Raw genomic sequence first — 18,123 nt, 5'->3', positions numbered from 1 at the left:
GGTGCGAGCATGAGTCCATGGCCACTCACTTCTTCACCGCGTCCAGCCTCGACGGCTTCATCGCCACCGCCGATCATTCCCTCGACTGGCTGCTGAAGCAGGACTTCGATGCTGAGGGTCCGATGGCCTATCCGGCCTTCGAGAAGACGATCGGAGCTCTGGCGATGGGCGCTTCGACCTACGAATGGGTGATGCGCCACGAAGAAGGCCGCTGGGGATACACCCAGCCGACCTGGGTGTTCACGCACCGCGCCCTCGAGGCGCCTGAGGGCGCCGACATCCGCTTCACTCGCGAGGACATCGCGACCGTGCACGCCGAGATGACCGAGGCGGCGCAGGGGCGTGACCTCTGGGTCGTCGGCGGCGGAGACCTCGCCGGGCAGTTCGCCGACGCCGGCCTGCTCGACGAGGTCTGGGTGCAGTATGCGCCGGTGACGCTGGGGGCAGGCGCGCCCTTGCTTCCCCGAGCCCTCGACCTCGAACTGCTCGACGTCGCCCGCAACCGGAACTTCCTGTGCGGGCGATACCGGGTCGTCGGCCGGCTCTAGTCGGTGCTAGCGTCCTCAGGATGGAGATCAGAACCTTCGCCGCCGGAGACATCGACGCCGTCATCGCGCTGTGGAAGGAGGCCGGGCTCACGCGGCCGTGGAACGATCCGCGCGCAGACATCGATCGGATGCGCGCGGTGTGGCCGGACCTGCTGATCGTCGCTGCGGACGGCGGAAGCATCGTCGGCTCGGTCATGGCGGGGTACGACGGGCATCGCGGCTGGCTCTACTACTTGGCCACGGCCGCCGCTCGTCGCGGCGAGGGGATCGCCAGTGCGCTGGTACGAGAAGCGGAACATCGACTGCTCGAACTCGGCTGTCCGAAGGTCCAACTGATGGTGCGCCCAGGGAACGAGATCGTCTTCGCCTTCTACGACCGAGTCGGCTACGAGCGGTTCGACATCGGCATGAGCGGGAAGAGGCTCATCGTCGACAGTCCGGCCGAGGGCGTCGCCTGACTCTGCGCCGATCCGGAGTTCTCTAGACTGGACGCATGGTCGCATTCACCAAGGGGCACGGCACCGGCAACGACTTCGTCATCATCGCCGACCCCGACGGCGCGCTGGATCTCAGCCCCGATCAGGTCGCCGCGCTCTGCGATCGTCACTTCGGCATCGGCGGCGACGGCGTGCTGCGCGTCGTCCGATCGGCGAACCTCCCTGAAGGCGGTGCGGCCCTCGCGGAGGAGCCTGACGCCGAGTGGTTCATGGACTACCGCAACGCCGACGGCTCGATCGCGGAGATGTGCGGAAACGGCATCCGCGTGTTCGCCCACTACCTGGTGCGTGCCGGGCTCGCGACGATCGAACCGGGATCCACGCTCCCCATCGGCACTCGAGCCGGGGTCCGTGATGTCACGCGCAGCGAGACCGGCTATCAGGTCGACCTCGGGCGCTGGAAGCTCTCCGGGGACGACCCGCTGGTGAAGGCCGACGGGCTCACGGTCACGCGCCCCGGGCTCGGCATCGATGTGGGCAACCCGCACGTGGTGGTCGCGCTCGCGTCGGAGCAGGAGCTGGCGTCCCTCGAGCTGCATCGCACGCCGGAGCTGGAGCCCGCGCTCCCGGCGGGCGCGAACATCGAGTTCGTCGTGCCGGGGGAGCCGCTGGTCCGCGACGGCATCGGCCATGTCCGGATGCGCGTCTCCGAGCGCGGCGTCGGCGAGACCCTGAGCTGCGGCACCGGCGTGGCCGCGACGGCGCTTGCCGTCCGCTACTGGGCGGGTGAGCAGGCCCCGGACAACTGGCGCGTCGAAGTGCCTGGCGGCACCCTCGGCGTGCGGATGTTCCCTGCGGAGGACGGCGAGCACGTCGCCCTCTCCGGCCCCGCGCAGCTGGTGTTCAGCGGCGAGGTCGACCTCGCCTGATGGCAGCCGGCCGCGCGATCGAGCTGGTGATCTTCGACTGCGACGGCGTGCTCGTCGACAGTGAGAGACTGTCGGTGAAGATCGACCAGCGTGTGCTCGCCGAACTCGGCTGGGAGCTCACCGTCGACGAGATCGTGCACCGGTTCGTCGGGCGCACTGCAGAGCACTTCCGATCGGAGATCGAGGGGCACCTCGGCAGAAGCCTCGCCGACGACTGGGAGGAGCCGTATCAGAACTGGTACACGGAAGCGTTCGAGCGCGACCTGGCTCCGGTCCCGGGGATCATCGAGGCGCTCCGAGGCATCGATACGGACATCTGCGTCGCCTCGAGCGGAACGCACGCCAAGATCCGGCGGTCGCTCGCGCTGACGGGGATGCTGGCGACGTTCGAGGGACGGATCTTCAGCGCGGAAGACGTCCGATCCGGCAAGCCTGCGCCGGATCTGTTCCTGCACGCGGCTTCGCAGCGCGGCGTCCCTGCCGAGCGGTGCGTCGTCATCGAGGACAGCCGCTTCGGCGTGCAGGCGGCGCGTGCGGCCGGGATGCGGGCCTACGGCTACGCCGGCGGCCTCACGCCCGCCGGATGGCTCATAGGAGACGACACCACCGTCTTCACCGATATGGCGAAGCTGCCCGACCTGCTCGGGATGGCGCCCTCGACCTGACCGCGCGGATCAGACGACGGTGACAGGCTCGGTGGGCGGGGTTCCGTGCTTGCGCACCTTCAGGATGCGGTAGCCCTTGCCGGTGGCGGTCCGGAACACGCTGTAGCCCGGCTGGAACGTGGCGGCGATCCACCGCTGCAGGGAGTCGGCGCCGAGATTGCGCTGCACGACGAGCCAGGCGTCGCTGCGCTCGTCGAGACGGGGGATCCACCGCTCGAGGAGGCCGTGCAGTTCATTCTTGCCCACCCGGATCGGCGGGTTCGAGCGGATCGTGCGGAAGGTCACGTCGTCGGGAACATCGTCGGGGAGTGAGGCGTTGACATTGCTGAGTCCGAGAGCCTCCGCGTTGCGTCGCACGAGGTCCAGGGCGCGCTCGTTCACGTCGACGGCCCAGACCGTCGCGTGCGGCGCGGCGAGAGCCATGGAGAGCGTGATGGGTCCCCATCCGCTGCCGAGGTCGAGAAGGTTGCCCCCGGGCGGCACTGGCGGCATGTTGGCGAGGAGGACTGCAGTTCCGGCATCCAGGCGATCCGGGCTGAAGACGCCGCCTGCGGTGGTGACGTCGAGCTCACGGCCTGCGAGCGACACACGGATCGTACGCAGATTCTCGGGGCTTGCCGGGGCCGCAGTGAAGTAATGGTCGGACCCCATACCGTGAGCGTACCGGACAGTGCGGGCTAAGGTTAAGGCTCGCAACAAAACCCAGAGATCAGGGACGGATGACGGAGACACCCACACACTCCACCGATGACGAGGCCGTCGAGCGCGTGCTCGCGAACGCCGAGAAGCGGACCGAGGCGCGCGTCTTCGGTGCAGCACAGGCGCTGCAGGACGAGGCCACGGCGGCTCACACCGCCACCGACGGCGCGCAATGGGACCTGGAGGACCGTCACGCGCTGCGCCGCGTCGCAGGACTCTCGACCGAGCTCGAGGACGTCACCGAGGTCGAGTACCGGCAGCTGCGGCTCGAGAACGTCGTGCTCGTCGGCGTGTACCCGCAGGGCGCTCAGGAGGATGCCGAGAACTCGCTGCGCGAGCTCGCCGCCCTCGCTGAGACCGCCGGTGCCGTCGTCCTCGACGGTGTGCTGCAGCGTCGCCCGCACCCCGATGCCGCGACCTACATCGGGCGCGGCAAGGCGCAGGAGCTGAAGGACATCGTCGCCGCGACCGGCGCCGACACGGTCATCGCCGACACCGAGCTCGCCCCGAGCCAGCGGCGCGCGCTCGAGGACGTCGTGAAGGTCAAGGTCATCGACCGCACGACCGTGATCCTCGACATCTTCAGCCAGCACGCGAAGAGCCGCGAGGGCAAGGCGCAGGTGGAGCTCGCCCAGCTCGAATACCTCCTCCCGCGTCTGCGCGGATGGGGCGAGTCGATGAGCCGCCAGGCGGGTGGCCAGGTCGGCGCCGGCGGTGCCGGAATGGGCTCTCGCGGTCCCGGTGAGACGAAGATCGAGCTCGATCGCCGCCGCATCCGCACCAAGATGGCGCTGCTGCGCCGCCAGATCCGCGATTTCGCCCCGGCGCGCGAGGCGAAGCGCGCCGAGCGCAAGCGCAACACGATCCCCTCGGTGGCGATCGCCGGGTACACGAACGCCGGCAAGTCGAGCCTGCTCAACGCCCTGACCAGCGCCGGCGTGCTGGTCGAGAACGCCCTGTTCGCGACGCTCGATGCGACGGTGCGTCGCTCCGAGACGAGCGACGGCCGCGTCTACACGCTCACCGACACCGTCGGGTTCGTCCGGAACCTGCCGCATCAGCTCGTGGAGGCGTTCCGCTCGACGCTGGAGGAGGTCGGAGACGCCGACGTCGTGTTGCACGTCGTCGACGGCTCGCACCCCGATCCCGCCGGTCAGCTGCAGACCGTCCGCGACGTGATGGGCGACGTGGGCGTGCGGGACATGCCAGAGATCGTCGTCTTCAACAAGGCGGACCTCCTCGACGAGGACGAGCGGCTCGTGCTGCGCGGCCTCGAGCCGAACGCGCACTTCGTGTCGTCGCGGTCGGGGGAGGGCATCCCCGAACTCCGGGCCGCGATCGAGGAGGCGCTGCCGAAGCCGGCCGTCGAGATCCGTGCGGTGGTCCCGTACGACCGCGGTGACCTCGTGGCGGCGATCCACGAGACCGGGATGCTGCTGTCGGTCGAGCACCGGGAGGAGGGAACGGCCGTGCACGCCCGTGTCTCCGAGCGTCTCGCCGCCGACCTGGCTCCGTTCGCGATCGAGAGCTGAGCCGGGCTTCGACCCGCGTCAGCGGGCGACGAAGCGCGCCTCGACGGTCGCGGAGATGACGATCTCCTCGGGCTCGTACTCCATAGCGGGCGCCGAGTCGGCGCCGAAAGCGGCGCCGCGAGCCTTCATCATCATCGGCGCCCCCGGCGCGGGCTGGCCGCTCGAGATCAGGCCGACGTCGGCGATCTCGAGCGGTTTCACCTCGTGCAGCCCGAGTGCTCCCGCGTAGGCCTGCGCGCGGGTCACGGCGACGCCGACGGCCTGTGCCGCCACCTGCCGTTCGACCTCGGCGCGGGTCTCGGCGGTGAGGTGCCAGTCCACCCAGCCGACCTCGACGCCGTCCCAGGGGGAGATGTCCGACACCCAGATCGAGAGCTCGGAGGCCTCGGCGAAGGTCGCAGTGAAGTCGACGCTCGCGTAGTACACCGGCGCGAGCCGCTTGCCCTCGTTGTTCCAGGGACGCTCGGCACGGACGGAGAGGCGCTTGCTGCTCCAGTCGACCACCGCGCCGGCATCCTTGCGATCGGTGATGCTCAGGCGGACAGGCTCGGCGAGACGTATCACGCGGTCGACGACGTCCGCTCGCTCTGGGCCCTCTGCGTGCACGCCGACGCGGACGGTGGCGCGCTCCGGCGCGATCCGCGCCTCGTGCTCGCCGCGGACGGTGACGGTGACATCGGTCATGGGGTGACTCTACGCCAGGCGCTCGGCGCGGCGCGGAATGGCGCGGGCCTCTCAGACGTTGTAGTCTGAGACGCTCGGGTGCAACAGCATCCGGTCTGGTAACTCCACAGTGCGACAGCGGCTCCTTCGAGAGAAGGTCCACGGGGCTGATCGGTTTCGACAGCGCCTGTGAATCCACGAGAAGCGGGCCGAGGATGCAGGGTTATCTCGTGAACGCTCCCTGCAAAACAATAAGTGCCGAATCCAAGCGCACTGACTTCGCCCTCGCTGCCTAAGCGAGCCCGATAGTCCGTCAGACCGTATGTGATTCCGATACGGATCCTGGCGTCATCTAGGAATCTTGCTGCGTGACGGCGCCTGGACGTCACGTGGGACTCTTCCCAGGCTGGGCTCGTCGACTTAGGTGTCTGTGACAAAGGTCGGAGCCGAGCAGAACGTCTGCACAGACTGCGCCCGGAGAAGGCGTGGAGACTCAGCGTTGGACGGGGGTTCGATTCCCCCCAGCTCCACCATGCCGCTGTCGCAGGAGAGAGGCCCTCGACGGACGTCCCAGGATGTCCGTCGAGGGCCTCGTCGCGTCTGACCTCAATCCCGCGGTGCTTCCAGCCTCACGTAGGCGTCGAACACGGCGTCCTCGGGGATCTCGTCGCCCATCACAGGGTCGTCGATCGGCGTCGGCGCCCAGTCGCACAGATCGTCGAACGAGCCGTCGGCTGCGGGGATGTCCGCCCACACGTGGCAGACCCCCACCAGCTCATCGTCCACATGAGCGAAGACGTAGATGTCGATGTTCTCTGCGGCCGTGTCGAGCTCGGAGGTTAGCTGAACCTCCACGTGGTCGGTCGAACTCGTCGACGCGATCGATGTGACATCGACGCCCCCGCCGTTCGCCGGGGCGCTCCATTCGATGTCGGTCTGCTCCATGACGATGGAGACGACTTCGCTCAGGTCCTCCGGGAGCTCGGCCTGCAGGATGCTGGAATCGCCGGGCGGGACGTACACGATGTCGAGGCCCCGTTCGACGATGGTGCCGTCCTCTCGGTACGAGGTGACGTCGAAGAAGGCGTAGGCCGCCTCGGCCCCGCTCTCATTGGTCAGCACGGCGTACACGCTGGCACGCTCGTTGTACGCCTGCACGGCCAGGGCGACCTCCTCCACCGTGAAGTCGGTGGCGGCCGAGATCTCGAAGCCGTCGATCGTCGTGGTCTCGCCCGATGCCTCAGCGGTCGGTGTCGGGGTGGGGAGGGGCTTCTCGACGGCGCCGTGCGCGCCGTTGAGAAGGACGACCGTCGACACGCCGAAGCCGATCGTGGTGAGAGTCAGCACGCTGAAGGCGATGGAGAGGGCGATCAGCAGTCGATTCCCCTGGGGCGAGGTGTCGTTCATCAGTAGTCCTCGTGGGCGATCGGGTCGAGCTCGAGGTAGGCGCGGAACTCGGCGTCCTTCGGGATGCGGTCATCCAGCAGGTGCTCGTCGCGCGTGACCGGTATGAGCTCGCACGTGGACACGAACTCGCCGCCGGCCGGGATGTCCGGAATGTCGGAGCAGTACCCGAACAGCTCCCCGTCGACGTAGCCGGCGAAGAAGAGATCAGGGGAGATCGGCGCGATGCTGAGCGTGGAGGTCAGGTTGCCGCCGACATAGAACCGCCTGTCGCTTCCCAGCGTGTCGGGGTACGTCAGCTCGATTCCGCCGGTCATCAGGGGCGGGCCGATCTCGACCCGGGTCTGCTCGACCGTGATCCGCACCACGTCGGACAGATCCTCGTTGAAGATGCCCTGGAAGAACCCCTCCTGCCCGGGGAGGATGTAGGTGCTGGCCGGGTTGCGGTTGACGATGCGCCCCTCGGCGTCGTACGCGGTGATGTCGAACGACGCATCGATGCCCGACGTCTGGTCGCTCCACGACATCGGCGCGACGAGGAGGGTGTACACCCCGTCGCGCAGGTCGCTCATGGCGTAATCGCCGAACTCGATGTCCGACCGGGTCACGACCTCGATCCCGCGGACCGTCTGCGTGCGGCCGCCGCTGTCGGCGGTCGATTCCGGAGTCGGCGTCGGCGTCGGCGGAGCGCTCGCGGCGGCCGGGCCCAGCAGCGAGAGCGTGGTCGCGCCGAGCGCGAGTGTCGCGACCAGCATCACGCAGCATCCGGCGATCAGCGCGATGACGAGCGGACTGAGCCGGCGCCTCGTCGTGACGGGTCGTTCAGGCTCCGGTGACGCAGCCCCTCCGGGATGCGTCGGCGGTGGCGGAATCGACATGACAGCTCCCTCCCCAGCACGTCAATCCCGTCAGCATAACCGGAGCGCGCGGGGATGGGAGTCAGCCCTGCCAGTCGATGAGGAGGAGGCTCTGTCGCGTGTCGGCGAACTTCACCCAGCCGTCGCCGAAGAGATAGGTCATGCCGTAGCCGGCGTCGTCGGTGCCCATCGCGTACTGGGGGTCCTCGGTGATGTAGATGCCGTCGGGGCCGTCCTCTCGCCGCCAGCCGGAGGCGAGCAGCGAGCTCTGGGCGCGCGTGGCGTCGTCGGCGCTGATCGCCGACCAGCCGTAGAGCTGTCCGTGATCGGAGGCCACCGAGTAGTCGGCCCAGAAGCAGAGCAGGCCATCGGTGAGCGTGACGTCGCCGATCACGAACTCCTTCTCCTGGAAGGTCCACCCCTCGTCGGTCAGCGCCTTGACAGTGCCTGCCGAGATGATCGTGTCGCACGCCGGCTCCGTCGAGGTGGGTTCGGGCGCCGGCGTATCCACGGGTTGAACGCTGGCCTCCGGCGTCGGCTCGGAGGCCTTCGACGTGGGTCTCGGCTCAGGTTCCGGCGCACCGGAGCACGCCGTGAGCGAGAGCGCGAGGAGGAGAGCGATCGTGGCGGAGGTGATGCGGGGGGTCATCGCTGGGCCTTGTCGGGTCGGGTCAGGGATGCAGCAGATCGAGCAGAGGCTCGTGGAGGATGCCGTTGCTGGCGAGCGTCGACCGGGCTGAGATCGTCTCAACGCCGTCGAAGGAGGTCATCCGGCCGCCGGCCTCCCGAACGATCGCGACGGCGGCTGCGATGTCGTACTCCTTGACGCCGAACTCGGCGACCGCATCGACCCGGCCCTCAGCGAGGAGCATGTACGCATACACGTCGCCGTAGGCGCGGTCCCGCCACACGCGGTCCGCGAGCCGGAGCAGCTGATCGAGGTGTCCGGACTCCGACCATTGGGCGATGCTCTGGAAGCTCACGCTCGCGTCGTCCAGAGACTCCACCGCCGAGGTGCGCAGACGTCGGGGACCGGCGTCGGTCGCCGTCCAGGCGCCGGCGCCGGCGGAAGCCCACCAGCGGCGCCCGAGTGCAGGCATGCTCACGACGCCGACCTGCGGCACGCCGTCGATCGCCAGCGCGATCATCGTCCCCCACAGCGGCACGCCTCGGAGGTAGTTCGCGGTGCCGTCGATCGGGTCGATGATCCACTGGCGATGCGTGTCGCCCTCGGCGCCGAACTCCTCGCCGAAGATGCCGTCCTGCGGGCGCTCGGCTGCGAGGACCGCACGGATCGCGCGCTCGGTCGCGAGGTCCGCGTCGGTGACGTGCGAGTTGTCCGCCTTGGTCGAGATGACGAGGTCGGCGCTGTCGAAGCGCGGCAGAGATTGGGCATCGGCCGCATCGGCGAGACGCAGGGCGAGGGCGAGGTCGTCGGAGAGATCGTCGACGCGGGGGGAGGCGGTCACGCTCCCAGGATAGTCGGCGGAAGCGACGGGCTCCGGAGTGCATGACGCATGGCGACACGCGCGGCGGTCGCTCTTCCTCGGCCTCGATTTCGCGTGGGGTCGATCGGCTGGTAATGTAATTCCTCGGCCGGGGGATTCCCCAGGCCACGCACCTCTAGCTCAATCGGCAGAGCAACTGACTCTTAATCAGTGGGTTCAGGGTTCAAGTCCCTGGGGGTGCACGGAACAGCCTCGGATTCTCTCGCCAGAGTCCGGGGCTTTTTCGCGTCCGCGTTCAGCAGGCGGACCCGTTGAGCTAGGGTTCCGGTGAAGCCGAAGCCGAAGCCGAAGCCGAAGCCGAAGCCGAAGCCGAAGCCGAAGCCGAAGCCGAAGCCGAAGCCGACCTGACGGGACGGAGTGCTCCATGGCCACACTGCAGGAGATCCTCGAGGTTCACGTCAGCCGCGGAACCGCGCCGGGCATCATCGGCGTGGATGGTGCGCCCGACGGCGCCATCGAGATCGTCACGGCCGGTGATCTCCGGGCGGACGCGATCGTACGCATCCAGTCCATGACCAAGCCGGTGCTCGCTGTCGCCGCGCTTCGACTCGTCCAAGCCGGACGAGTCGACCTCGACGATCCGGTGCAGACGTGGCTGCCTGAGCTGGCGGATCGTCGAGTCCTCCGCACGACGACATCCCCGCTCGAAGACACCGTGCCGGCAGAGACGCCCATCACTGTGCGCCATCTGCTGACGAACATGTCCGGGTACGGGGTGATGACCGAACCCGGCCCGCTGCAGGAGGCGATGGCTGCGAACCGCACGGAGGCCGGCCAAGAACCGGTGAGGCTCGGTGCAGACGACTGGCTGGCGGCGCTCGGCGAGCTGCCGCTCGCCTTCCAGCCGGGGGAGGGCTGGCGATATCACCACTCCTTCGGCATCCTCGGCATCCTGCTCTCGCGACTGGTCGGCGGCGACCTCGCCGGGCATCTCGCCTCAGATCTGTTCGATCCGCTCGGCATGGTCGACAGCGGGCACACCGTGCCGCTTCTGAAGGCGCATCGCTTGCCTGCCGCCCATCGCCACCACGTGACCGGCGGCCTTGTCGAGGTCGAGCCCGCGGCCGGCGGCTTCTCCGTCGCCCCGGCACCGTTCGACGTCAGTCACTCGGAACTCGTGAGCACGGCATCGGACTACGCCGCGTTCGCGCGGATGCTGGCGGCCGGCGGCCGACACGAGGACGAGGAGTTCCTCGCGCCGGATTTGCTCGCCCAGATGCGATCCGACCAGGTTCCGCCCGCCGTCAAGACACCCGAGAGCTTCTTTCCCGGATTTTGGGAGGGCGCCGGTTGGGGGTTCGGCGTGATGATGCAGACGGACGGGCCGCACGCCGGGCGGTACGGATGGTCGGGCGGGCTCGGTACTGACTTCTACATCGACCCTGACGGCTCGTTCCGGATCGTGCTCACGCAGGTCGAGATGGGGGCGGAGATCATGGGACTGCTGGGGGACGTGACGCGCTGAATGCGAACGCTCAGGTGACCGAGATCACCTCGCCGTCGGTGAGCGCCCGCAGGCCCGCGAAGGTGAGCGGCATGACCGTGTGCGGATGACCGGCCGCCGCCCAGATCACCTCGTGCTCCTCGAGAGCCTCGTCGATGTAGGTGCGTAGGGGAGCGGGATGCCCGGCGGGGGCGACGCCGCCGATCGCCTGTCCTGTCGCCTCGCGGACCACGGATGCCGGGGCCATGACGACCTCCGCGGCGCCGATGCTGCGCGCCAGGGTGTCGAGAGAGGCGCGGTGGCCGCCGCTGGTCATCACGAGCACCGGGTCGCCGTCAGCGAGGAAGACGAGGCTGTTCGCTATCGCGGCGACAGGGCATCCGATCGCCGCGGCGGCCTCGACGGCCGTGCGCGCGGAATCGGGCAGTACGCGGATCTCGGTGTCGATGCCGGCCTCGGCGAGATGCTGCTTGACGAGCAGGCTGCGTTCGGGAAGAGCGGTCACCGCCCCACCGTATCGAACGCAGCCCGCGTCGGCTCAGGCGGCGTCGCCCAGCAGGATCGCCTCGGCATCCTCTGCGAGAGCGTCCTCCGGCTGGTCGTCGATGTGAGCCAGCGTGCGGCGTCCGAGCATCACGGTGAGGGCGGCGAGCAGCACGGCGACGGCGGCGACGAGGTACGGCACGGTGGCGTTGAAGCCGTGCCAGAGGGCCGCAGCGAGCGGCGGGGCCACGGCGCCGCCGAGGAAGCGCACGGCGGAATAGGCCGACGAGGCGACGGATCGGGGGAGGTCCGTGGCCTCCATGACGGCCTCGGTGAGGACCGTGTTCATGACGCCGAGCAGCAGCCCGCCGACGACGATGCAGACGACCAGCGCGGTCGCCGAGGCCACCAGCAGCCCGGCGACGATGAGGTCGAGGGCGAGCAGGGGGAGCACGACGAGGATGATCGTCGTGCGCGGCATCCGGCGCATGAGCGCAGGCGCGACCCACACGCTCGTGAGCGCGAGCGCGACGCCCCAGCCGAAGAAGGTGAAGCCGATGCCCATGGCCCCGAATCCCAGGGGGAACGGAGAGAAGGCGAGGAGGATGAAGAACCCGATGTTGTAGAACAGGGCCGCGACAGCCAGAACCGCGAGCGCCGGTTGCCGCAGGGCCTTGAAGGGTGCCGAGAAGGCGACCGGCTCGCGCTTCCCGCCAGGGCCGCGCAGCAGCAGGAGCACCGCGATGAAGGCGATCGCCATGAGCGCCACCACCCCGAAGAACGGCGCGCGCCAGCTCTGCTCTCCGAGGATGCCGCCGAGAAGAGGCCCGATGGCGATGCCGAGGCCGAGCGCAGCCTCGTACAGGACGATCGCCGCGCCGCTGCCGCCCGACGCGGCGCCCACGATCGTCGCGAGAGCCGTGGAGATGAACAGGGCGTTGCCGAGACCCCAGCCGGCACGGAACCCGATCACTGCGTCGACGCTGCCGCTGAGGGCGCACAGCAGCGCGAACGCGACGATGAGGGCGAGTCCGATCAGCAGCGTCATCTTGGCGCCGATCCGGCTGGAGATCCAGCTGGTCACCAGCATCGCGAGGCCGGTCACGGCGAGATAGCTGGTGAACAGCAGCTCGGTCTCGACCGGGGTCGCCTCGAGCGATTCGGCGATCGCAGGGAGGATCGGGTCGACGAGGCCGATGCCCATGAACGCGACGACGCAGGCGAAGGCGACGGCCCAGACCTGCGCCGGCTGCTTCCATACGGATGATGCCGGGGTGCTCAACGTGCTGCTCCTGTCGATTCTGTGCTGTGGGCGGCGAGGATCTCTGCCGCGCGGGTGAGGACGGCCCAGTCGTCTTCGCCCAGGTCGGCGAAGCGAGGCGCGAGCGTGTCGCGGAACTCCGTCCGCCAGGCGTTCAGCGCGGCTGTGCCCCTGGCCGTGATGCCGACCACGGTGGCTCGGGAGTCGGCGGGGTCGGGGGAGCGCAGGACCAGGCCGTCGTGCTCGAGGCCGCCGATGAGCCGCGTCATGCCGGGCTGCGTGGTGCGGGCCGCCGCCGCGAGCTCGCCCACGCGTTTCGGCCCTGCCGTGTCGAGCAGGCTCAGCACGCGCCACTGCGCCGCGGGCGCGTCATTGCCGGCGTCCTGCGCGGCGATGCGGGCGAGCGCATACCCCGAGAGGACGAGTGAAGGGATGACATCCACGCGATTCATACCATCAAGTATATACCCGATGATATGTAAAGTGGCCGGGTCAGCGTCGCGCGCTGGCGATCCGCGCCGACAGCTGATGCGCGTGCGCGAGCAGCGTGCGTCCGAGATCGGCGATCCGATCGGGGCCGAAGCGGAAGCCGACACCGGTCAGGCTGAGGGCCCATTCCGGTCGTCCGGCTCGATCGAACACGGCGGCCCCGATGCCCCAGCTGCCCTCGACGATCAACCCGGGGTTGATCGCATAGCCCCGCTCCTTCGTCTCGGCCAGCCGTGCGCGGAGAGGCCGTTCGCCGTGCGCGCGGCCCCAGTCGCCCTCCAGCTCCGGATGCCGCTCCAGGTAAGCATCCACATCGTGGTCAGGCAGGAACGCGAGGATGGCGAGGCCTGCGCTGGCCACGCCGAGCGGGAACCGCACGCCCTCGCTCAGCACGAACGAGCGGATCGGGAACGATCCCTCCTCGCGCAGGAGGCACACCGTCTCGTCGGCGCGGCGCACCGAGAAGAACGCGCTCTCCTCGGTCTTCACCGCCAGCGAGCGCACGATGTCGCGGGCGAGAGCGGTCACGTCGTAGCGCGCAGCGGCCACTGTGCCCATGAGGAAGAGCTCTGGTCCCGGCATCCATCGCGCGCCCTCGTCGTCGCGGTCGACGAGGCCCTCGGCGCGCAGGGCGGTCAGCAGGCGATGGGCGGTGGAGCGGGAGAGGTCCGCCGCGCGTGCGAGCTCCTGAAGGCCCGCGCCGTCCGCTCCGGACGCAGTCACGAGTCGCAGCAGATGCGCGGCGCGAGCGATCGCCTGAGCGCCGGGCACGCTCCGGGAAGGACGTTCCATAATGTGGACGCTACTCGGCGATCCGCCCACATCGCAAGAACCGCCTTCCGCTCCGGCGCGGGAAGACGGATGCTGGGACCAGGACACGTCTTCGAAGGAGCATCCGTGATCGACAAGCAATGGGCATCGGCCGCCGAGGCGGTCGCGGACATCGGAGACGGAGCCTCCCTCGCGGTCGGCGGATTCGGTCTCTCCGGCAACCCGATCGCGCTCATCGAGGCGCTCCTGGCTCAGGGCACCAGGGATCTCAGCGTCGTCAGCAACAACTGCGGGGTCGACGACTGGGGACTCGGCGTGCTCCTCGGGGCGCAGCGCATCCGCAAGATGACCTCCTCCTACGTCGGGGAGAACAAGGAGTTCGAGCGGCAGTTCCTGTCCGGGGAGCTGGAGCTGGAGCTCACCCCGCAGGGGACGCTCGCCGAGAAGCTCCGCGCCGGCGGCTCCGGCATCGCGGCGTTCTACACGCAGACCGGTGTCGGCACGCAGGTCGCGGAGGGCGGCCTGCCGCGCCGGTACAACGCCGATGGGAGCGTCGCCGTCGCCTCGCCGGTGAAGGACGTGCGCACCTTCGACGTGAACGGGGAGCCGAAGGAGTTCGTGCTCGAGGAGGCGATCACCACCGACTTCGCGCTCGTGCACGCGGCAGCCGGCGACCGGCACGGCAACCTGATCTTCAACAAGGCCGCGCGCAACTTCAACCCGCTCGCGGCGATGGCGGGCCGGGTGTGCATCGCCCAGGTCGAGCGGCTCGTCGAGCCGGGTGAGCTCGACCCCGACCGCATCCACCTCCCCGGCGTCTACGTGCACCGCATCGTCGAGGTCGGCACCGACATCCCCAAGCGCATCGAGCGACGCACCGTCGCTGCGGAAGGAGCCTGAAATGCCCCTCACCCGAGACGAGATGGCCGCCCGCGCCGCCGCCGAACTGCAGGACGGCGCCTACGTGAACCTCGGCATCGGCCTGCCGACGCTCGTGCCGAACCACGTTCCTGCGGGCGTCACGGTCGTGCTGCAGTCCGAGAACGGCATCCTCGGCGTCGGGCCCTACCCTCGGGAGGACGCCGTCGACCCCGATCTCATCAACGCGGGCAAGGAGACGGTGACCACTCTCCCGGGAGCGGCGTTCTTCGACTCGGCGACGAGCTTCGGGATGATCCGCGGCGGCAAGATCGACGCGGCGATCCTCGGCGCGATGCAGGTGTCCGCGACCGGTGACCTGGCGAACTGGATGATCCCGGGCAAGATGGTGAAGGGCCCGGGCGGCGCCATGGACCTCGTGCACGGGGCCGGCCGGGTGATCGTGCTCATGGAGCACGTCGCGAAGGACGGCTCCGCGAAGATCGTCCACGACTGCTCGCTGCCGCTCACGGGGCGAGGCGTCGTGGATCGCATCATCACCGACCTCGCGGTCATCGACGTCACCGATGAGGGGCTCGTGCTCATCGAGACCGCCCCGGGGGTGAGCGTCGACGAGGTCGTCGCCGCCACAGAGCCGCCTCTCGTCGTCGCCGACGAGCTCAAGAACTGAAGGACAGAAGGATCATGACCGCCACCGACATCGTCATCGTCGCCGCCGCCCGCACTCCGCAGGGGCGGCTGAAGGGCCAGCTCGCGTCGTTCACCGCGCCGCAGCTGGGATCCTTCGCCATTCGCGGCGCGCTCGAGCAGGCCGCGATCGACCCCGCCGAGATCGATGCGGTCATCGTCGGGCAGGTCCTCGCCGCGGGCTCAGGGCAGAACGCGGCCCGCCAGGCGGCGATCGGCGCAGGCATCGGATGGGATGTCCCCGCTCACTCCGTGAACAAGGTCTGCCTCTCCGGTCTCACGGCGATCATCGACGCCGCCCGGATGATCCGCACCGGCGACGCCGAGGTCGTCGTCGCCGCCGGGATGGAGTCGATGACCCGTGCTCCGCACCTGCTCATGGGCTCGCGCGACGGCTGGACCTACGGTTCCGTCGAGGTGCTCGACCACATGGCCTACGACGGGCTCACCGACGCCTACGACCGGGAGAGCATGGGCGCGTCGACCGAGCGCCACAACGCCCGGTACGAGCTCACCCGGGAGGACCAGGATGCCGTGGCGGCCCTGTCGCATCAGCGCGCGGCCGCGGCGCAGGAGTCCGGCGTGTTCGACGCGGAGATCGTCACCGTGTCCGTCCCTCAGCGCCGCGGCGAGCCCATGCTGGTCACGAAGGACGAGGGCGTGCGCCCCGACACCACCGTCGAGTCGCTCGCCGGCCTGCGTGCCGCCTTCGCCGAGGGCGGCTCGATCACGGCCGGCAACTCCTCGCAGATCTCGGACGGCGCCTCCGCCGTCGTCGTCACGACCCGGGCGAATGCCGAGGCGAAGGGCTGGCCGGTGCTCGTCACGGTCGGTGCGAGCGGACAGACCGCCGGCCCCGACAACTCGCTGCAGGCGCAGCCGGCACGCGCGATCGAGAAGGCCTGCGAGAAGCAGGGCATCGCGCCCGCCGACCTCGACCTCGTCGAGATCAACGAGGCCTTCGGCGCCGTGGTGGCACGATCGCAGCGGGAGCTCGGGCTCGATAGCGGGATCGTGAACATCCACGGCGGCGGCATCGCGATCGGTCATCCGATCGGGGCCTCCGGCAACAGGCTCGTCGTGCACGTCGCACACGAGCTCGCCCGTCGCGGCGGCGGGACCGCGGCCGTCGGACTCTGCGGCGGCGGCGGTCAGGGAGAAGCGCTGATCCTCACCCGCTGACGTTCTGACGCCCACGCCCCATCTGACGTCCACGCCCCATCGGAGCGGCGCCGGTCAGGTGGGGCGTCGCGCAGTGCGAATCAGGGCACGTCGGCGCGGCTCAGCGCGCGATGTCGTGGACCTTCTTCTTCCTGCTCTTCTCCGCCTTCGCACGCTCTTTGGCGAGCTTGGCGGCGACAGGGGAGTCGGCGGCCACCGGCAGGCCGCGCTCGGCGCGCCGGGCGTCGACCGCCGTGCCGATGGCCAGGGCGAGGGTGATGCCCCAGCTCAGCCAGGCGAGCACGGCACGCCAGGTGATCGGCGCCTCGCGAGAGCCGCGCAGCAGCGTGGCTCCGGCGGTGATCGCTCCGATGAGTCCGGTCCCGAAGAGGTAGCGCATGCCCCTTACGCTACCCGGCCGAGGAGAATGCCGCGCCGAGCCTTGAGAGACCGATGCGGATGCGCTCGGGGGAGTAGGTCGTGAACGAAAGTCGCAGAGCCCTCACGTCGGCCGGCCCGGCGAAGAAGGGGGAACCGGGGACGAACGCCACGTCATGCGAGAGCGCGGTCGCGAGCGCGGCGGTGGCGTCCATCCCCTCCGGGAGTCTCGCCCACACGAACATCCCCCCGTCCGGCCGGTTCCATTCGCTGCCCGCAGGCAGGGCCTGGGGAAGGGCGTCCAGCATCGCGTCCCGGCGCGCCGCGTAGGCGCCGCGGATCCGGTCGAGGGCATGGGACGCACGTCCGGACGTCAGGTATTGGGCGGCCGCCGCCTGGTCGATGGTCGAGGTGTGCAGATCCGCGGCCTGCTTGGCGATCGTCACGGTCGGCCGGATGTCGGCGGTCGTGCGCACCCATCCGATGCGGAGGCCGGGAGCGATCACCTTCGAGAAGCTGCCCAGGCTCAGCACGTGATCGGGGGCGAGCGTCGCGAGCGAGGGGAGCGGCGCTCCCGAGTAGCGCAACTGCCGGTAGGGCTCGTCCTCGACGATCCGGAACCCGTGGCGCTGGGCGGCGTCCGCGATGCGCTCCCGTGCCGCCAGGTCGTGGGTCCGTCCGGTCGGGTTCTGGAAGGTCGGCACCGTGTAGAAGAACCTCGGGCCGTGCTCGGCGGCGAGCCGCTCCAGAGCGTCGAGGTCGAGCTCGTCACCGGTGTAGGGCACCCCGATGACCCGGGCGCCGGCGAGCGCGAACGTCTGCAGCGCGGCGAGATAGCACGGCTCCTCGACGAGGATCGCGTCGCCGGGGTCGAGGAGCGCCGTGGAGAGCAGCCCGAGTCCCTGCTGCGAACCGGTCGTGACGATGAGGTCGGAGGCGGCGGTCGGCAGTCCATCGGCCGTGTACTGCCGCGCGACCTCCTCCCGAAGGGCGTGGTTCCCCTCCGAGGTCGAGTACTGGAGCACGGCGGGCGTGCGCAGGACCTCGTCGTAGGCCGCGCGGATGCCGTCGAGATCGAACAGCTCCGGCGCCGGGAGGCCGCCCGCGAAGGAGATCACCTCGGGACGCTCGGTGAGCGCGAGCAGCTCCCGCACCGGCGACGTCTTCGCGGAACCGGCGCGGGCGGAGCGGCCGGGGAGGGCGACGATCGAGGTGCTCGGGGACATGGACACGGGGCCTCCTCGGACTCGGCGGGTCCGACCACCCTACAAGCCGACTCCCGCCCTCGAGACCCGCGCGCCGGTCACCGGCAGTCACGGGCCGAGCGG

General features: G+C 69.6%; 21 protein-coding genes, 1 tRNA gene and 1 other RNA gene. 11 read left to right on the top strand and 12 right to left on the bottom strand.

From position 1 onward, the window contains the following. Window positions 1-17: 17 nt before the first annotated feature. Genes G6G98_RS03510 through G6G98_RS03495 form a run of 4 tightly spaced genes read left to right on the top strand, consistent with a single transcriptional unit; the run spans window position 18 to window position 2,579 of the window. The gene (locus G6G98_RS03510) at window positions 18-548 is read left to right on the top strand and encodes a dihydrofolate reductase family protein (protein ID WP_067351208.1); all 531 of its coding nucleotides are present in this window, start codon (window positions 18-20) and stop codon (window positions 546-548) included. Between the two features lie 20 nt (window positions 549-568). Further along, window positions 569-1,006 carry a GNAT family acetyltransferase gene (locus tag G6G98_RS03505; protein ID WP_067351211.1) on the top strand — a complete coding sequence of 146 codons (438 nt, stop codon included), beginning with the start codon at window positions 569-571 and terminating at the stop codon, window positions 1,004-1,006. A gap of 35 nt (window positions 1,007-1,041) precedes the next feature. After that, window positions 1,042-1,914 (top strand): diaminopimelate epimerase, encoded by an 873-nt coding sequence (dapF, locus tag G6G98_RS03500; protein ID WP_067351214.1) that lies wholly within the window; start codon window positions 1,042-1,044, stop codon window positions 1,912-1,914. Beyond that, entirely contained in the window at window positions 1,914-2,579 is a 666-nt protein-coding gene (locus G6G98_RS03495; RefSeq protein ID WP_208321415.1) for an HAD family hydrolase, read from the top strand. The genes dapF and G6G98_RS03495 overlap by 1 nt, the downstream gene beginning before the upstream one ends. Before the next feature lie 9 nt (window positions 2,580-2,588). On the opposite strand, the gene G6G98_RS03490 is transcribed toward G6G98_RS03495, so the two are convergent. After that, window positions 2,589-3,230, bottom strand: coding sequence for a class I SAM-dependent methyltransferase (locus G6G98_RS03490; RefSeq protein ID WP_067351217.1), 642 nt, complete (start codon window positions 3,228-3,230; stop codon window positions 2,589-2,591). Between the two features lie 68 nt (window positions 3,231-3,298). Between G6G98_RS03490 and hflX the strand changes: the two genes are divergently transcribed. Continuing rightward, on the top strand, window positions 3,299-4,810 hold the full coding sequence (gene hflX / locus G6G98_RS03485) for a GTPase HflX (protein ID WP_067351220.1): 1,512 nt from the start codon (window positions 3,299-3,301) through the stop codon (window positions 4,808-4,810). 18 nt (window positions 4,811-4,828) lie between these two features. Here the strand turns inward: hflX and G6G98_RS03480 are convergent, their stop codons facing one another. Continuing rightward, window positions 4,829-5,494 carry an SIMPL domain-containing protein gene (locus G6G98_RS03480; protein WP_067351222.1) on the bottom strand — a complete coding sequence of 222 codons (666 nt, stop codon included), beginning with the start codon at window positions 5,492-5,494 and terminating at the stop codon, window positions 4,829-4,831. A gap of 142 nt (window positions 5,495-5,636) precedes the next feature. On the opposite strand from G6G98_RS03480, the gene ssrA reads away from it, so the two are divergent. After that, window positions 5,637-6,006: a transfer-messenger RNA gene (gene ssrA / locus G6G98_RS03475) on the top strand. 73 nt (window positions 6,007-6,079) lie between these two features. Here the strand turns inward: ssrA and G6G98_RS03470 are convergent. The 4 genes from G6G98_RS03470 to G6G98_RS03455 all read right to left on the bottom strand — a co-directional run bounded on the left by G6G98_RS03470 (window position 6,080) and on the right by G6G98_RS03455 (window position 9,203). Continuing rightward, the gene (locus tag G6G98_RS03470) at window positions 6,080-6,880 is read right to left on the bottom strand and encodes a hypothetical protein (protein ID WP_067351225.1); all 801 of its coding nucleotides are present in this window, start codon (window positions 6,878-6,880) and stop codon (window positions 6,080-6,082) included. Continuing rightward, window positions 6,880-7,755, bottom strand: coding sequence for a hypothetical protein (locus G6G98_RS03465; protein WP_164233670.1), 876 nt, complete (start codon window positions 7,753-7,755; stop codon window positions 6,880-6,882). Before G6G98_RS03465 ends, G6G98_RS03470 begins: the two co-directional genes overlap by 1 nt. A 61-nt stretch (window positions 7,756-7,816) precedes the next feature. After that, complete coding sequence (locus G6G98_RS03460) at window positions 7,817-8,383, bottom strand: hypothetical protein (RefSeq protein ID WP_067351231.1); 567 nt, start codon at window positions 8,381-8,383, stop codon at window positions 7,817-7,819. Window positions 8,384-8,405: 22 nt separating this feature from the next. Next, window positions 8,406-9,203, bottom strand: coding sequence for an inositol monophosphatase family protein (locus G6G98_RS03455; RefSeq protein WP_067351235.1), 798 nt, complete (start codon window positions 9,201-9,203; stop codon window positions 8,406-8,408). A 148-nt stretch (window positions 9,204-9,351) separates the two neighbouring features. On the opposite strand from G6G98_RS03455, the gene G6G98_RS03450 reads away from it, so the two are divergent. Together G6G98_RS03450 and G6G98_RS03445 are read left to right on the top strand one after the other, a co-directional pair. Further along, window positions 9,352-9,424 (top strand) — tRNA-Lys (locus G6G98_RS03450). Window positions 9,425-9,606: 182 nt separating this feature from the next. Continuing rightward, entirely contained in the window at window positions 9,607-10,707 is a 1,101-nt protein-coding gene (locus G6G98_RS03445) for a serine hydrolase domain-containing protein (RefSeq protein WP_067351239.1), read from the top strand. Window positions 10,708-10,717: 10 nt separating this feature from the next. Here G6G98_RS03445 and G6G98_RS03440 read toward each other — a convergent pair whose 3' ends face one another. The 4 genes from G6G98_RS03440 to G6G98_RS03425 are packed head-to-tail and all read right to left on the bottom strand — an operon-like array spanning window position 10,718 to window position 13,711. After that, window positions 10,718-11,191 (bottom strand): YbaK/EbsC family protein, encoded by a 474-nt coding sequence (locus G6G98_RS03440; RefSeq protein WP_067351243.1) that lies wholly within the window; start codon window positions 11,189-11,191, stop codon window positions 10,718-10,720. Between the two features lie 33 nt (window positions 11,192-11,224). Continuing rightward, entirely contained in the window at window positions 11,225-12,451 is a 1,227-nt protein-coding gene (locus G6G98_RS03435) for an MFS transporter (protein WP_067351247.1), read from the bottom strand. After that, window positions 12,448-12,882 (bottom strand): MarR family winged helix-turn-helix transcriptional regulator, encoded by a 435-nt coding sequence (locus G6G98_RS03430; protein WP_067351250.1) that lies wholly within the window; start codon window positions 12,880-12,882, stop codon window positions 12,448-12,450. Before G6G98_RS03430 ends, G6G98_RS03435 begins: the two co-directional genes overlap by 4 nt. Before the next feature lie 40 nt (window positions 12,883-12,922). Beyond that, entirely contained in the window at window positions 12,923-13,711 is a 789-nt protein-coding gene (locus G6G98_RS03425; RefSeq protein ID WP_067351253.1) for an IclR family transcriptional regulator, read from the bottom strand. Between the two features lie 105 nt (window positions 13,712-13,816). Here G6G98_RS03425 and G6G98_RS03420 point away from each other — a divergent pair, with 105 nt between their 5' ends. Genes G6G98_RS03420 through G6G98_RS03410 form a run of 3 tightly spaced genes read left to right on the top strand, consistent with a single transcriptional unit; the run spans window position 13,817 to window position 16,438 of the window. Further along, the gene (locus tag G6G98_RS03420; RefSeq protein ID WP_164233671.1) at window positions 13,817-14,590 is read left to right on the top strand and encodes a CoA transferase subunit A; all 774 of its coding nucleotides are present in this window, start codon (window positions 13,817-13,819) and stop codon (window positions 14,588-14,590) included. A 1-nt stretch (window position 14,591) separates the two neighbouring features. Next, the gene (locus G6G98_RS03415) at window positions 14,592-15,239 is read left to right on the top strand and encodes a CoA transferase subunit B (RefSeq protein WP_166706050.1); all 648 of its coding nucleotides are present in this window, start codon (window positions 14,592-14,594) and stop codon (window positions 15,237-15,239) included. Between the two features lie 14 nt (window positions 15,240-15,253). Then, window positions 15,254-16,438: an acetyl-CoA C-acetyltransferase gene (locus tag G6G98_RS03410; RefSeq protein WP_067351259.1), complete on the top strand. Its 1,185-nt coding sequence runs from the start codon at window positions 15,254-15,256 to the stop codon at window positions 16,436-16,438. A gap of 100 nt (window positions 16,439-16,538) precedes the next feature. Here G6G98_RS03410 and G6G98_RS03405 read toward each other — a convergent pair whose 3' ends face one another. Next, complete coding sequence (locus G6G98_RS03405; RefSeq protein ID WP_067351262.1) at window positions 16,539-16,817, bottom strand: hypothetical protein; 279 nt, start codon at window positions 16,815-16,817, stop codon at window positions 16,539-16,541. A 10-nt stretch (window positions 16,818-16,827) separates the two neighbouring features. Next, window positions 16,828-18,021, bottom strand: a complete 1,194-nt coding sequence (locus G6G98_RS03400; RefSeq protein ID WP_067351265.1) for a PLP-dependent aminotransferase family protein — start codon at window positions 18,019-18,021, stop codon at window positions 16,828-16,830. Window positions 18,022-18,123 lie beyond the last annotated feature (102 nt).

Source organism: Microbacterium hydrocarbonoxydans, assembly GCF_011752045.1.
GTDB lineage: Bacteria > Actinomycetota > Actinomycetes > Actinomycetales > Microbacteriaceae > Microbacterium.
The sequence above is the reverse complement of the archived record's forward strand: the minus strand, read 5'-3'. Positions and strand labels throughout refer to the sequence as shown.